A 12,807-nucleotide genomic window follows, 5' to 3' on the forward strand; every position below is an offset into this window, starting at 1 on the left:
TCTCGATCGAATTGATCGTCTGCCGTGAGACAGACACCGCCATTGCCAGCTCGGCCTGCGACAGGCCGCGCTCGAGTCGTCGCTCCCTAACGTCGTTTTTCACCATAAGTGTCAAGGTAGCTTGACACTCGCTCGATGTCAAGTTCGCTTGACGTCGTCAGGGGACAGGGCGTCATTCCGGAACAGGCGCCCAGGCGTCAAACGCCTGCCTGACCGCGTAAGCATGACTGCCTTCCAGGAGACGAGCCGTGTGTGGTTTCGATCAGTTGCCCACCGCTGCGTCGGCTCCGAACTCGCGGATCTCTTGAGCACAGCGGCAGGCGGCCGCGAGCTTCGCGGCCCACTCCAAGGCTGCCTCCCGTGAGGGCGCGTCGAGGATCGTGAAGCCTCCGTCGAACTCCGTCGTCTGCGGGTACGTGCCGGCAGTGATCGTCCCGTCACCAGCCACCATGACCGGATCGACGTCCGCCGCCAGCCCGCCGCCGAACACCAACACACCTGCGTCCATGGCCTCCCGGACCACCGCGTGAGCAGCCTCCCCCACGGCAGGCATCTCCTCAACGGGGATGTGATCCATCGCGCCGCTCGGGAACGAAATCAGGTACCGCGTCATCTCATCACTCCCCTTCTCGGCGGACTACTCCGGCCGCATCTCTCCTAGGCCCGTACATGTTGGTTCATCCGTCAGAACCTCCGCGCGGAACTGCGAGTCACCTCGATGCGAACGGATCAGTCGTACACCAAGCAACTGCGCCTCGCGAGCAGAGCCAGGCGAGATCGCGGTCTAGCGATCAAGACCTCCGGACAGCTCTACTCGTCCGTCCACCAGTCGCGCTGGCCGTCGACGTCCATGCGTGGATCCTCGCCGAGGTTGGGCGCGCCGATGACGAGGATCTCAAGGCCCTCGGGACCGGCCTCGTAGCCTCGCCACGTCCCCGGTGGAACACGCGCCGCGTCCCATTTCTTGAGTTCGACGATCTCGTCGTCGACCTTCATTCGCCCGCTCCCGCGTATGACCACGTAAACCTCCTCTTGCGTTTCGTGGGTGTGGCCGTAAGGAAAGCGATAGCCGGGCGGGACATATTGGTAGCTCAAGGCGGAGCTGTCCAGCTCGAGCGCCTTGGTCGCCGCGCGGAACTCCAGGCCTGGCGCGCCGTCGAACCGAGAGCCGATGTCCTCTAGATCTCCCTTGATGTTCCTGAGCGTGAACGGCACGACGCAATCCTAACCACGGCACGAGCCTGCGCGCAGACAGGCTCGCGTACCATTCGACGAACGTTGGCGCAGGCGAATGCCAACGATCAGGGCGTGCGTAGCGCGCCGATCGTCACGGTCTTGACCGTTGCCGTCTGCATGAGCCCGAGCACCAAGCGCGCGAGATCGGGACCCGAGGTGACGAAGGCGTCGGCCCGGAGGTGTGTCCGAGCGACGAGCTCGGCAGGCCCGGTGCCGCCGCTCCCCGCATGCCTGCGGCTAGTGTCTGACCGCACGCGTAGAATCCCCACGTGGCCGAAACACCCGAGATCACTGTGCTCCTCGCAGACGACCACGAGGTCGTCCGCGAAGGCCTGCGCCTTGCGCTCCTTCGCTCCCCGCACATCCGCGTCGTCGGCGAGGCCCCCGACGGCGAGACTGCAGTCTCGCTCACGGAGCGCCGTCTACCGGACGTCGTCGTGATGGACCTGCGTATGCCGGGCATGGACGGCATCGAAGCGACCGAGGAGATCATGCGCCGCGTCCCCGACGCCAAGGTGCTCATCTTCACCGCCTATTCGGAACGCGCGCTCCTGCAGCGCGGCCTCGAGTCGGGGGCACGGGGATACATTCTCAAGGAGGCTCCCCACGAGACGCTCCTCCGTGCGATCGAGAAGGTCGCCGCCGGTGAGACATTTGTCGATCCCGCCCTGATGTCGGCGCTCACCCAGGCACGTGGGGGTAATACCGACGTCCTGACGGCGCGAGAGCGGGAGATCCTGCAACTCCTCGCGGACGGCATGTCGAACGCAGACGTGGCCGCGCAGCTCTTCATCTCCCAGGAGACGGTCAAGAGCCACGTCCGCCACATCCTCACAAAGCTCGAAGCCGACACGCGCACGCAGGCCGTTGCGATCGCTCTGCGCGACGCGATGATCGATTGACGGACGACGCCGACGGCCGAGCTCTCGTCGAACGGCTTCGGGCCGAGCGGGACGAGCGACGCCGGCTCGCCGAGCTGATCCACGACGGGCCCGTCCAGCTCGTCGCGGCGATCACGCAGATGCTCGATGCGGCACACCATGCCCTCGAGGCAGGCGATCTCGCGAGCGGCACCCCGATCGTCGAACGGGCCCTCGGCGTCGCCCGGGAGGCCAGCGTCGATCTCCGCGAGATCGTCAGCGGGATCGAACCCGATGCGCTGCGCGAGCTCGGGCTCGCGGCCGCGATCGCCGAGCTGACCGAGCGACACACGGCTCGTCGCGGCGTCTCGTTCCAGCTCGACGTCGCTGCCGGCGACGATCTCGGCGAGGGCGCCCAGTCCGGGCTCTATCAGATCGTTCGCGACGCTCTCGATCAGGCGGTGCGCCGCGGACCGCCGGGGAGGGCGTCCGTGTCGATCCTGCCTGCCCTGGGTGGTATCGAGCTCACGATCACGGACAACGGAGCGCAGGAGCGCCGAGAAACCGTTCTCGCGGCCCTCGGCGAGCGTGTTGCCGAGCTCAACGGCACGTTCACGAGCCAGACGAACGTGTCAGGTACGCGAATCTCGATCCGACTGCCTCCCACGGCGGCACAGCTGTAGGGGCGCCAGCGGTGACGGGGCTCGACGCCGTCATCCGGAGAGAACTATCCCTCGAGTGGCTCGTTCTGAACGTTGTGGTCGACGGCGTACGCATCGACGAGGGGATCGATGGCCGCAGCCCCTTCGGGAAATGCGTAGTTGATCTTGACGAACGGCTCCCACTTGTCGGGAAGCGCGTCCTCGGGGAAGATCGCCTCGACCGGGCATTCGGGCTCGCACGCGCCACAATCGATGCATTCCTCCGGATCGATCACGAGCATGCGACCCATCTCGTGGATGCAATCGACCGGACAGACGTCGATACAGGACTTGTCCTTGATGTCGATGCAGGGCTCCGCAATGATGTACGTCATCGTTCGTCAATCCTAGCGAGGCAGTCAGACTGACATCCGGAGAACCGGCCGCTATTCGACGGTCGTGAGTTCCGCCACCAGTTCCGGCGCGCGCTCGACGAGCGCCGACTTGACGATCACCTGATCGAAGCCGGCCGCATTACCGGCGCGGAGCCCCGCGGTATCGGTGTGATTCGTGTAGCCGACGATCGGCGTGTCCGGCCAGCTGTCTGCGACGTCGCCGGGATCGACACGAGCGATGTCACAGATAACGAGATCGGGAGGGTCGGCCGAATCCTTCGTAACGAGCTGATGGTCGGGAAGAAGCCCCTCCAGCTTGCCGCGGAAGAAGAGATCGACCCCCACGAGCAGGATCGTCGCCATGACCTGAAGCTAGCACGGTCGCAGGACGACTCATGCCGTCGCGCTACAGGAATCCGTCGAGGCCGAACCACTCGAGCGCGCGATTGACGTAGATCCGAAGGATGTAGAAGCGTCCGAAGAAGAGCAGGAGCCCGAGCGCGACCATGATCGCCCCGCTGACGACCTGGATCGCGACGTAGTGATCACGCAGCCAGCGAAAGGCGCCCATCGCCTTCGTGAACAGCGCACCCGCAACGACGAAGGGGATCGCGAGGCCGAGCGAGTAACACGCGAGCAGGAACGCCCCCTGGAACACGGTGTCGGAGGTACCGGCGAGCACGAGTACCGCGGCGAGGACAGGCCCGATACACGGGGCGGCGCAGATCGCGAACGCTCCACCGAGCAACACGCGGGAGCCGCGACTGCGGGCACCCTGCACGAGACCGGCCCCGACGAGGCGCTCTGGCCAGGGAAGGAGGCCCATGAACGCGAGTCCGAAGACGACGAGAACGAAGCCTGCGATCCGTTCGAGCAGGAACTGATCCTGAAAGAACTCGGCTCCGATGATCTGTGCACCGACCCCGAGCGCCACGAAGACGAGCGTGAAACCGAGAACGAACGGGATGCTCGCGAGCATCACGCGTCGCGCTGACCCCTTGTCGCCAAGCCGGTCGGCTTCCACTGCGGAGATGGCGGAGAGATAACCCGGAACGAGAGGCAAGACGCAGGGTGCAAGGAACGACACGAAACCGGCGATGAGAGCGACGATCGGATCGGTGGGACGCACTAGGCCTCGAAGCGGTCGAGTTCCTCGTCCAACCGCTGCTCGAGCTCGGGGTCGAGGTCGTCAACGGACGCATCGTCCGTTGCATTGCGCCTCTTGCTCCAGGTGACTGCGAGCGCACCGACGACGACAGCACCGACCGCAACTGCTCCGAGCGGGAGAAGCCACGCGAGAAGGTCGAATCCACGCTTCGGAGGCTCTGCGAGGACACCCGGGCCGAACTGATCGACGAGCTGCGACTTGATCTCGGCCGAACTGTCGCCCGCGGCGATTCTGTCGCGGATGTACGTCTTCATCCGCACCGCAATCGGTGCGTTCGATTGGTCGAGCGTCGTCTTGCAGGTGGGACAGACTATCTCCGCCTCGAGATCAGCCTGCACGGGAGGGCCTGCGGCGAGGGCCGAGGCAGCGAGTACGAGCGCCGCGGCGAGTGCGATGAGGAGCCGGCTCACTTCGAGTCGCCGAGAGCGAGCCTGATTCCCTCTGCGTACCGCTCGCTGTTGCGCTCGAGGTCGATCCCGCCTTCGATCACCTCTCCCACGATACGACCCTCCCGATCGACGAAGAACGTCTCTGGGAACCCTCTGACCCCCCACTTGCCGAGCGTCGATCCCCGCCCGTCGTCGACGACCGGATAGGTGAGCCCGAAGCGCTTGATGAAACGCTTGCCGTCCTGCCGGAAATCCTTGGCGTCGACACCGAGCACGACGAGGCCCTGATCACGGTACTTCTCGTAGGTCGCCTGCAGTTCTGGTGCCTCGTCCTTGCACGGGACACACCAGGATGCCCAGAAGTTGACGACCACCGCCTTGCCCTTGAGTGAGGAGAACGTAAGGTCTCCACCCTCGGCGTCGATGCGCGGCAACGTGAAGTCGGGCGCAACGGGGCTGCCGCCACCCGCGAGCTCAGCCGAGGCGCCGCCGTCGCTGCCGAACGCGAGCTTCCAACCGAGGAGAACGAGAAGACCGACAACGGCAGCGACGGCGATGACCTGGCCAACGGTCTTCGCTCGGCCGGTCATGCCGCGACGATGAAGACGGGTGTTCCCACCTCGACCTGGGTGAACAGCCACTCGACCTGCGGGATCAGCATCCTGATGCAGCCGTGCGAGGCGGAGTATCCGATCGACGCGGCGTTGGGCGTGCCATGGATCCCGACGTACGGGGAGGAGATACCCATCCAGCGGGTGCCGAGCGGGTTGCCCGCACCGGGCGGCACCGGCTTCGCGTCTTTCGCCCAGTCCGAGCCGGGGGGAGGGTACCACCACGGATTGGCCTGCTTGGTAACGACCTCGAACTTCCCGAGCGGCGTCGGGTACTCGGCGAGCCCGGTTGCGACCTTGAACTTCCGAATCAGCTTCGGTTTCGTCCCCACCCCGTAGAAGTAGAGCTCGTTCGACCCGCGCCTGATCACGATCGCACGGCCGAGTGCGTCACTCCTGACCGGCGCCTCGATCTTCTCGAAGGGGAGATCGAGGAGCCCGCGCTTCTGCGTCTTCAACGCGTGCACGATCGTGCGTGTCGCGACGATCGGCTTCAGCCGCCGACCCGGAACATCCCTCGTCGCAATCGGCTTCAGGTTGTGGAGGCGGAGCGTGGCATCGACGGGCTCTCGCTGAAAACGCTTTACCAGCGACGCGACGAGCCGATCGACTTTCGGCGTCGACACCGTGACGTTGAGCGGCACCCTGAACCCAGGCCTCTTGACACGCGCGGCGAGGGCGACGGCGCTTTCGATGTCGGGCAAGGCCCCGAGCTCTTTGGGCGTGGCCGTGATGCGAGACCCGGGTCCTCCAGCGAGCCGAAGCGGACTGAAGAACCGTGTCGCCACGAGCGCCCGTGCTTCGGCGGCCGTCAGCCCGCCGACGAGCGTGCCGCCGATCATCACCCCTGCAGCGATCACCTTCGGCTGCGGTGGCTGCGGGGTCGTCGTCGTGGTGGTCGTCGTCGTGTCCGTGACGGTGGTCGTCGTCGACGTCGTGCCCTCGTCGGCGCCTGCACGGGGTGCGGCGGCAAGGATGACCGCGACTGCCAGCCCGGCGGCGCCGCACGCAGAGAACGCAGCGATTGAGACTCCGCGATTCACGCTGTGAGTGTAGCGACGAAGATCCGCGGATCATTCGTGATCACGCCGTCGACACCCGCGGTTACGACACGCTTAAGATCCTCCGGCTCGTCGACGGTCCAGGTGAGCACCGGCAGGCCGGCCGCGTGGCACTTGGCCACTGACGACTCGGTAACGAGGCGGTGCTCGAGCATGACGGCCGTCGCCCCGACGCGCCGCGCGATTCGCGGTAGGCGCAGCCCGACGGACGCCCGCATCCCGGAGAGTCCGAGCGAGACGATCGGCCAGAGGTACGGCTTGCGCGAGATCGAGAGCCGGTCTTCCGGGTAGGTGATCCCGAGGCGCGCATGCGGCGCCGCACGCGCAACGGCGCGCAAGCTCGGGGCGTGGAACCCGCTGATCACAGTCCTCTCCTCGAGCCCGTGGCGCCTGAGCGCGGCTCCGAGCTCGTCGAAGCGCGTGTTCAGCTTCAGATCGACGTGCAGCCCGATCTCGGGCGCCTCGTCGACGAAGAACGCAAGCGCCTCGTCGAACGTCGGGAGGTTCGGCGCGAGCTCGCGGAGCGCCTCGAGCGACTTGCTCCTGACGCGACCCGATGCGGCACCGTGACTCACCTCATCGAGATTGTCGGAGTGCGCAAGGACGAGTGGCCCTCCCTTGAGGTCGAGCACGTCGAACTCGATCATGTCGACACCCACGTCGATTGCAGCTCGAAACGAGTCGAGCGTGTTCTCCGGTGCGAGTGTCGCGGCACCGCGGTGACCGATCCGAAGATAGGGCCGTCCCTCGCGACCAACGTCGATCACGTTGCGCCCCCATCGGGCCGGAGGCGGCGGAGCCACCACGTCGCGGCGACGGCGAGGACCACGGCCTGGAGAACGACTATCCCTGCGGCGAGCTGCGATACATCCTCCCAGAATGCCTCGGGATACAGTCGGAGCAACGTGTCCCTGGTCGAGAACCGCCAGGTGTCGCCGCTGAAGAACACCGAGTGAAACTGCACGAAGAAGTCGTCGAACCCGAGCAGAATGACGGGAACCGCGAGGAGCGCGATTGCGAACGTCAGGAACGCTCCCACCTGGAGCCCACGGGGGACGACCGTGCGCCACCGCGGCGAGCGGCGAAGCCCGATCCAGAGCGCGAGCAGAACTCCCACGACGATGAGCTGGAGTCGAAGCGCCGCCCCGAGCAGGCGACGGACGTCCGTCATGTGACGAAGCTCCCGGCTGCCGAAGGCAGGGGAGCCATCCGGAAGGGTCGCGCGCTCGAGCAGTGCGATGCCCTCGCTTCCAGGCTGGATCGAACGGAGCCCTGTAAGGGCGAGCCGGAGGCGCTCCTCCCCCTCGAGCCCGTAACGGTCAGCAGGGAAGTCGTCTTGCCGGAGCTCGTGGCGAACGAACGAGTCGCTCGAGAGGATGCGAAAGGCGTTCACGACAAAGATCGGCGTCACCGTGAGCGCGATGAGGATGACGACGAATCCCGTCACGACTACCGAGTGTCCACGCGAAGGTCTCAGAGGCCGAAGAGTCTCTGGATCTCGCCCCAGATGACGATGGAGAGCGCAATGCTCGCGACGAGCAACAGCACCAACACCACCCAGAACCTCCGTCCTGCCCGGCGCGTTCGCCGCCGGTGCTCGATGCGGGCCTTCCTGCGGGCCCGATGAAGGCGAACCGTGTCGCGGACAGCCTCGTGATCCACAAGCGGGATCTCGTCCGAAGGGGCTTTGCGTATCCGTTGCGACACGTCATGAAGTGTAGGTGCCATCTTCGTCGCCGCGATGATCCATACTATGACGCGATGGCACTCTCTGATCGCGACAGCTACGGCGCCTCGATCCTCGAGCGAGGTCTCCTCGGGATTGGCGACCGGCTCGGTCTGCTGGCGGGCGTCGTGGTCGCCGTTTCGGCGTTCACGGGCTGGTACTCCGGTACCGGGGAGGGCGTCAAGGTCTCCGTCATCGGGTGGGACACCGGCTACTCCGGCAAGGCCGTGTTCTTCCTTGGGCTCGCGGTCGTCCTCGTCGTCACGATGCGCGAGGCGGGGGTCGAGCCTCCGCAATCGGTGCCGCAGAGTCTCGTCACGATCTTCCTCGGGTCAGCCGCCACGATCATCGTGCTCGTCAAGGCGATCTCGATCCCCGACGACTACTTCTTTGCGGGCCGCGGCGTCGGGATCTGGATCAGCCTCGCCGCGGCGATCGGCGTGATCGTGGCGGGCCTCCTCCAGGCGTCCGAAGAACTCTAGCTCCTGCCGCGCTCAGGGCCTGGTCGACGTACCCGACTCCACGTTGGGCGTCGTCAGCGTACGGATATACGTCTCCGTCGCCGGAGAGGGCGGGCCGTCGTCGAGTGCCTGTCCGATCGCGATGCCGAGGATGAACACGACAAGGATGGCGCCCAGAGCGAGAAGTCGTAGAGCCCAGGAACCTCGTCGTGTCGGTCGGCCGGCCAGTGTCCGCCGCTCCTTCACGGCGCGTAGTCCACGGCGCCGCGCGCGTAGATGTGGAACGCAGCATCCCCGGCCATGGCGATCGTTCGGGCCCAGCCCGGAGTGGGTGCCTGCTCCTCGATCGCCTGTCGCACCCAGACGTCCGCGCCGACGTACGCCTCGGCGAGCATCTCGAGCGTGAACGTGCTCCCGACGCGCCGCCGCAGCTCGGCAGAGATCAGATCGACCTGGGCCGCGAGCGTCGCAGCCTGATCGACGTCGCGAGAGGCTCGCTCGAGGCGCCTGTGGCCGGCCTCCCAGTCGTCACGAACGAGAGCCAGGGTGGCGATCATGTGGCCCTCTCGTCGACGGGAGAGCAGCATCCGTCGGCAGGCCACGGATCCACAGCCTCGGCGAGGATCCCTTCGCCGACGAGGTAGCCGGGCTGCGCAAGCGCGAATGCGACATGTGCGTGGAGACACTTGAGTTGTGTCGGATTCCGTGAGCCGCCGATGCCGGTGTCGAGCGACGTGCCGTGATCAGCGCCCTCACTGGAGCCGGCGAGGGTGCGTCGAATCTGTTGCTGCTGCTTCGTCGCTCGCGCTAGGTCGGCGGCAAGCTCGGTGTCCGTCGCGACAGCAGCACTCCACCGCTCCACTCCGCCGGCGGCCTCGAGGCGCGAGACCGCTGCGATCACATGTCTACAGGTGAGGTAGTACGTCGTCGGAAACGGTGCCCCGCACGCGTCGTATGGCTCCTGCTCGGTGACCGCGGGCATCCCGAACGGACAGCGAAACGCGACGCGGCGGAATGCCCGCGGACGACGTCCGATCTGACGTTCGACGAGGTCACGGTCTTCCACGTGCGACACGGTAGCGAGCGTCTCATGGAGCCGTGGTGCGGTGCTGGCGTTGCCACGCCGAAATGCCTTTTACGATGAAGAGCCGCTCACCGGGCCTCACGAAGCCGATCCGCCTCGCATCGCGAGCGAGAGCGGCATCGCTCGTCGTTCGAACGAGGCGCCGCTCGAGGCGTTGCTTCTCGGCGCGCAGGGCAACCACCTGGCTCATGCGCGTCTCTCGCTCGCTCCGTGTCTCGAGGTAGCTCGCGATCGGCCGGTAGTACAGGAACGCCATCACGATGAGAATGCCGAGCGGGATCAGCATCCGCGATCGGCGTCGCTTCCGTCGCGGCGGTCTCAAAGGTTTCCTGCCCACGGCTCCGTCTTCGCGCCCTGCCCCCTGGTTTCCTCCGTCGTCCACCTTGCTTCTTCCCCGCCAGTCCCGTCCCGGGCAGGCGGCGGGTTGCCTCTTCAGGATCGCGCGACGCAGGAAGACGGGGTTCAGGCGATATCGACCTTGATCACATTGGTCGAGCCGGGGATGTTCACGGCTGTGCCCGCGGTGATGACCACGCGATCGCCTGCATTGATGATCCCACTCGCCCGCGCCGCCGCGAGGGCACGATCCCAGAGATCCTCGACGTCGTCGGTCTCGGCGATCTCGACGGGCGTGACGCCCCACTCGAGTGCCATGTGCCGCAGCGAGTGCGCCTGATGCGTGATGGCGATGATCGGTCGTCGGGGCCGGAGGCGAGCGACGCCCGATGCTGTCCTGCCGGTGAATGTCGGTACGAGGATCGCCGTCGCCTCGAGTGCCTCGGCGATGTCGCAGGCGGCGTTCGACATCGCCTGACCGATGGTCGGCGCGTCCGCGGCGTGCGGAATCTCGTGGCGGTAGTTCAAGCTCGGCTCGACGGCGCATGCAATCCGATTCATGACCTCTATCGCCTCGACCGGATACTCGCCGACCGCTGTCTCACCGGAGAGCATGATCGCGGAGGTGCCGTCGAGGATCGCGTTCGCAACGTCGGACGCCTCCGCTCGGGTGGGCTCCGTCTGGTGAATCATGGACTCGAGCATCTGCGTAGCCGTGATCACAGGGCGCCCGCGCTCGAGCGCGCGAATGATGATCTTCTTCTGGAGGAGCGGTACGTCCGCTGTCCCGATTTCGACGCCGAGGTCGCCGCGCGCAACCATTACCGCATCGGACTCGGCCAGGATCTCGTCGAGGGCCGCGATCGCTTCCGCCTTCTCGATCTTTGCGATCACGCGCGCCGTAGAATCCCGCGCCTCGATCAGGGTCCTGAGCGCTCGCACGTCGGAGGCCGAGCGAACGAACGAGAGCGCCACGAAGTCGACACCGAGCTCGAGAGCGAACTCGAGATCGTCAAGGTCCTTGCGCGTGATCGAGGGGATCGGAAGCGGCACGCCCGGCAGGTTGACGCCCTTGTGGGAGGAGACGAGGCCTGCAACGATGACGGTGCAGCGGGCTCTCCCTCGTTCGACCGCGTCCACGCGCAGCTTGATGTGACCATCGTCGATGAGCACGTCGTTGCCGACGCGGAGCACGGTGCCCAGCACGGCGGGGCTGACCGGTATGTCGTCGGCCTGCGCAGCGTCCTCACCTGCGATCACCACCGAGGAGTTGCGCGCGAGCATGATCGGCGCGGCGAGATCGCCGACGCGCAGCTTTGGCCCTTGCAGATCGGCGATCAGCGCGATCGGTCGCCCGGATGCAGTCTCCGCCTCCCGAACACGTCGCGCGACCGTTCTGTGGTCGTCGTGAGTTCCATGCGACATGTTGAGCCGCGCACCGTCCATCCCCGCAGCGATCAGCGCGGCGATTCCCTCGGGGGACGAGGAGGCCGGACCAATTGTGGCGACGATCTTCGTGCGGCGAACGTGCTGGGTCATGCCGGCTTCGTGGCCAGCGGGAAGACGTCCCAGCCAGGGTAGACGGCCTGACTCCCGAGCTGATCCTCGATCCGGAGAAGCTGGTTGTACTTCGCCGTTCGATCCGATCGCGCGGGTGCGCCGGTCTTGATCTGCCCGCTCCCCGTCGCGACAGCGATATCGGCGATGGTCGCGTCCTCCGTCTCCCCGGAGCGATGTGAGATGACCGTGGCGTAGCCGCTCCGCTGCGCGAGCGCGATCGTGTCGAGGGTCTCTGTGAGCGTGCCGATCTGGTTGACCTTCACGAGAATCGCATTGCCGACCTTCTCGGCGATCCCGCGGCGCAAGAAGTCGACGTTCGTGACGAACAGATCGTCGCCGACGAGTTGAAGGCGGCCACCTAGGCGATTGGTTAGGTTCTGCCACCCGGCCCAGTCGTTCTCGGCCAGGCCGTCCTCGATCGAGACGATCGGGAACCGGTCGGCGAGATCGGCCCAGAGGTCGACCATGCCGCTGCCGTCAAGGGTGTCACCCTGGCGCTCGAGAACGTACGTGCCGTCCTCGTAGAGCTCGCTCGTCGCCGGGTCGAGGGCGATCGCGACCTTGTCGCGATGACCGGCGCGCTCGGCAGCTTCGAGGATTGCCTCGCACACGTCGTAGGCCGACCCGAGATCGGGAGCGAAGCCACCTTCGTCGCCGACGCTCGTCGACAGTCCGCGCTCCTTCAGGAGGGCCTTCAGCGCGTGGTAGCACTCGACGCCGATCCGCAGAGCGTCGACGAACGTGTCAGCGCCCGCGGGCACGATCATGAATTCCTGAAAGTCGAGGGAGTTCTGCGCGTGCGCGCCTCCGTTGATCACGTTCATCATCGGCACCGGGAGAACATGCGCGTTCGTCCCGCCAAGCCATCGGTAGAGCGGGAGATCCGCATCTGCCGCGGCAGCTTTGGCGAGCGCCAACGACACGCCGAGAATCGCGTTTGCTCCGAGCCGTGACTTCGTCGGCGTCCCGTCGAGCTCGATCATGGCGCCGTCGACCTCGCGTTGCTCGCGGGCGTCCATGCCGGTCACGCGATCGGCAATCTCGCCGTTGACATGGGCGACTGCGCGCGTGACACCCTTGCCGAGCCAGGCGTCTCCTCCGTCGCGCAACTCGACGGCCTCGTGCTCGCCCGTGGAGGCTCCGGATGGCACTGCAGCGGCACCGAAGGCACCGGAATCCAGACCGATCTCGACCTCTACCGTGGGATTACCACGCGAGTCGAGCACCTGGCGCGCGTGGACGTGGACGATCTCGCTCACGGAGACAGCGTAGCCGTGGC

The 12,807-nt window shown here is 66.3% G+C and carries 22 protein-coding genes; 3 read left to right on the top strand and 19 right to left on the bottom strand.

Going from position 1 to position 12,807, the window contains the following annotated elements:
• The 4 genes from ABIR74_RS01210 to ABIR74_RS01225 all read right to left on the bottom strand — a co-directional run.
• Positions 1-103, bottom strand: a 103-nt coding sequence (locus tag ABIR74_RS01210; RefSeq protein WP_348174829.1) for a helix-turn-helix domain-containing protein, incomplete at its 3' end; no start/stop codon positions are given.
• A 159-nt stretch (positions 104-262) separates the two neighbouring features.
• Positions 263-613 (bottom strand): YciI family protein, encoded by a 351-nt coding sequence (locus tag ABIR74_RS01215; RefSeq protein ID WP_348174785.1) that lies wholly within the window; start codon positions 611-613, stop codon positions 263-265.
• Between the two features lie 197 nt (positions 614-810).
• The gene (locus tag ABIR74_RS01220) at positions 811-1,215 is read right to left on the bottom strand and encodes a cupin domain-containing protein (protein WP_348174786.1); all 405 of its coding nucleotides are present in this window, start codon (positions 1,213-1,215) and stop codon (positions 811-813) included.
• 86 nt (positions 1,216-1,301) lie between these two features.
• The gene (locus ABIR74_RS01225) at positions 1,302-1,490 is read right to left on the bottom strand and encodes a hypothetical protein (RefSeq protein WP_348174787.1); all 189 of its coding nucleotides are present in this window, start codon (positions 1,488-1,490) and stop codon (positions 1,302-1,304) included.
• Between the two features lie 15 nt (positions 1,491-1,505).
• Here ABIR74_RS01225 and ABIR74_RS01230 point away from each other — a divergent pair, with 15 nt between their 5' ends.
• Together ABIR74_RS01230 and ABIR74_RS01235 are read left to right on the top strand one after the other, a co-directional pair.
• Complete coding sequence (locus ABIR74_RS01230) at positions 1,506-2,138, top strand: response regulator transcription factor (protein ID WP_348174788.1); 633 nt, start codon at positions 1,506-1,508, stop codon at positions 2,136-2,138.
• Positions 2,135-2,779 (top strand): histidine kinase, encoded by a 645-nt coding sequence (locus ABIR74_RS01235; protein ID WP_348174789.1) that lies wholly within the window; start codon positions 2,135-2,137, stop codon positions 2,777-2,779. The genes ABIR74_RS01230 and ABIR74_RS01235 overlap by 4 nt, the downstream gene beginning before the upstream one ends.
• A 44-nt stretch (positions 2,780-2,823) precedes the next feature.
• On the opposite strand, the gene ABIR74_RS01240 is transcribed toward ABIR74_RS01235, so the two are convergent.
• From ABIR74_RS01240 to ABIR74_RS01280, 9 genes are read right to left on the bottom strand one after another with little or no spacing between them, the layout of a single operon-like run.
• Positions 2,824-3,132 (bottom strand): ferredoxin family protein, encoded by a 309-nt coding sequence (locus ABIR74_RS01240; RefSeq protein ID WP_348174790.1) that lies wholly within the window; start codon positions 3,130-3,132, stop codon positions 2,824-2,826.
• 51 nt (positions 3,133-3,183) lie between these two features.
• Positions 3,184-3,495 (bottom strand): hypothetical protein, encoded by a 312-nt coding sequence (locus ABIR74_RS01245; protein WP_348174791.1) that lies wholly within the window; start codon positions 3,493-3,495, stop codon positions 3,184-3,186.
• A 43-nt stretch (positions 3,496-3,538) separates the two neighbouring features.
• Positions 3,539-4,261: a cytochrome c biogenesis protein CcdA gene (locus tag ABIR74_RS01250; protein ID WP_348174792.1), complete on the bottom strand. Its 723-nt coding sequence runs from the start codon at positions 4,259-4,261 to the stop codon at positions 3,539-3,541.
• Positions 4,261-4,710: a cytochrome c-type biogenesis protein CcmH gene (locus ABIR74_RS01255; RefSeq protein WP_348174793.1), complete on the bottom strand. Its 450-nt coding sequence runs from the start codon at positions 4,708-4,710 to the stop codon at positions 4,261-4,263. The genes ABIR74_RS01250 and ABIR74_RS01255 overlap by 1 nt, the downstream gene beginning before the upstream one ends.
• Positions 4,707-5,279: a redoxin domain-containing protein gene (locus tag ABIR74_RS01260; protein WP_348174794.1), complete on the bottom strand. Its 573-nt coding sequence runs from the start codon at positions 5,277-5,279 to the stop codon at positions 4,707-4,709. Before ABIR74_RS01260 ends, ABIR74_RS01255 begins: the two co-directional genes overlap by 4 nt.
• Positions 5,276-6,343: a L,D-transpeptidase family protein gene (locus ABIR74_RS01265; protein WP_348174795.1), complete on the bottom strand. Its 1,068-nt coding sequence runs from the start codon at positions 6,341-6,343 to the stop codon at positions 5,276-5,278. The genes ABIR74_RS01260 and ABIR74_RS01265 overlap by 4 nt, the downstream gene beginning before the upstream one ends.
• Positions 6,340-7,128, bottom strand: a complete 789-nt coding sequence (locus tag ABIR74_RS01270; RefSeq protein ID WP_348174796.1) for a glycerophosphodiester phosphodiesterase — start codon at positions 7,126-7,128, stop codon at positions 6,340-6,342. Before ABIR74_RS01270 ends, ABIR74_RS01265 begins: the two co-directional genes overlap by 4 nt.
• Positions 7,125-7,808 (bottom strand): TIGR01906 family membrane protein, encoded by a 684-nt coding sequence (locus ABIR74_RS01275; RefSeq protein ID WP_348174797.1) that lies wholly within the window; start codon positions 7,806-7,808, stop codon positions 7,125-7,127. The genes ABIR74_RS01270 and ABIR74_RS01275 overlap by 4 nt, the downstream gene beginning before the upstream one ends.
• A 26-nt stretch (positions 7,809-7,834) precedes the next feature.
• Positions 7,835-8,068, bottom strand: a complete 234-nt coding sequence (locus ABIR74_RS01280) for a hypothetical protein (protein ID WP_348174798.1) — start codon at positions 8,066-8,068, stop codon at positions 7,835-7,837.
• A gap of 54 nt (positions 8,069-8,122) precedes the next feature.
• On the opposite strand from ABIR74_RS01280, the gene ABIR74_RS01285 reads away from it, so the two are divergent.
• Positions 8,123-8,569 (top strand): hypothetical protein, encoded by a 447-nt coding sequence (locus ABIR74_RS01285; RefSeq protein ID WP_348174799.1) that lies wholly within the window; start codon positions 8,123-8,125, stop codon positions 8,567-8,569.
• Positions 8,570-8,581: 12 nt separating this feature from the next.
• Here the strand turns inward: ABIR74_RS01285 and ABIR74_RS01290 are convergent, their stop codons facing one another.
• The 6 genes from ABIR74_RS01290 to eno form a co-directional block, all read right to left on the bottom strand.
• Entirely contained in the window at positions 8,582-8,794 is a 213-nt protein-coding gene (locus ABIR74_RS01290) for a hypothetical protein (protein WP_348174800.1), read from the bottom strand.
• A complete protein-coding gene (locus ABIR74_RS01295) occupies positions 8,791-9,105 on the bottom strand; it encodes a hypothetical protein (protein ID WP_348174801.1) in 315 nt (104 codons plus the stop codon). Before ABIR74_RS01295 ends, ABIR74_RS01290 begins: the two co-directional genes overlap by 4 nt.
• Positions 9,102-9,614, bottom strand: a complete 513-nt coding sequence (locus tag ABIR74_RS01300) for a DUF501 domain-containing protein (protein ID WP_348174802.1) — start codon at positions 9,612-9,614, stop codon at positions 9,102-9,104. The genes ABIR74_RS01295 and ABIR74_RS01300 overlap by 4 nt, the downstream gene beginning before the upstream one ends.
• A gap of 22 nt (positions 9,615-9,636) precedes the next feature.
• Positions 9,637-9,918 (bottom strand): septum formation initiator family protein, encoded by a 282-nt coding sequence (locus tag ABIR74_RS01305; protein ID WP_348174803.1) that lies wholly within the window; start codon positions 9,916-9,918, stop codon positions 9,637-9,639.
• Between the two features lie 176 nt (positions 9,919-10,094).
• A complete protein-coding gene (gene pyk / locus ABIR74_RS01310) occupies positions 10,095-11,507 on the bottom strand; it encodes a pyruvate kinase (RefSeq protein WP_348174804.1) in 1,413 nt (470 codons plus the stop codon).
• Positions 11,504-12,787 (bottom strand): phosphopyruvate hydratase, encoded by a 1,284-nt coding sequence (eno, locus tag ABIR74_RS01315; RefSeq protein ID WP_348174805.1) that lies wholly within the window; start codon positions 12,785-12,787, stop codon positions 11,504-11,506. Before eno ends, pyk begins: the two co-directional genes overlap by 4 nt.
• Positions 12,788-12,807: the final 20 nt, after the last annotated feature.

It is taken from the genome of Gaiella sp. (assembly GCF_039915195.1).
Classification (GTDB): domain Bacteria; phylum Actinomycetota; class Thermoleophilia; order Gaiellales; family Gaiellaceae; genus Gaiella.

Excerpts from the sequence above, each read along its gene's own strand:
- ABIR74_RS01285 (WP_348174799.1), top strand. The coding sequence starts at position 8,123 with ATGGCACTCTCTGATCGCGACAGCTACGGCGCCTCGATCCTCGAGCGA.
- ABIR74_RS01305 (WP_348174803.1), bottom strand. The coding sequence starts at position 9,918 with ATGCTGATCCCGCTCGGCATTCTCATCGTGATGGCGTTCCTGTACTAC.
- ABIR74_RS01215 (WP_348174785.1), bottom strand. The coding sequence starts at position 613 with ATGACGCGGTACCTGATTTCGTTCCCGAGCGGCGCGATGGATCACATC.
- ABIR74_RS01295 (WP_348174801.1), bottom strand. The coding sequence starts at position 9,105 with ATGATCGCCACCCTGGCTCTCGTTCGTGACGACTGGGAGGCCGGCCAC.
- ABIR74_RS01260 (WP_348174794.1), bottom strand. The coding sequence starts at position 5,279 with ATGACCGGCCGAGCGAAGACCGTTGGCCAGGTCATCGCCGTCGCTGCC.
- ABIR74_RS01240 (WP_348174790.1), bottom strand. The coding sequence starts at position 3,132 with ATGACGTACATCATTGCGGAGCCCTGCATCGACATCAAGGACAAGTCC.
- ABIR74_RS01245 (WP_348174791.1), bottom strand. The coding sequence starts at position 3,495 with ATGGCGACGATCCTGCTCGTGGGGGTCGATCTCTTCTTCCGCGGCAAG.
- pyk (WP_348174804.1), bottom strand. The coding sequence starts at position 11,507 with ATGACCCAGCACGTTCGCCGCACGAAGATCGTCGCCACAATTGGTCCG.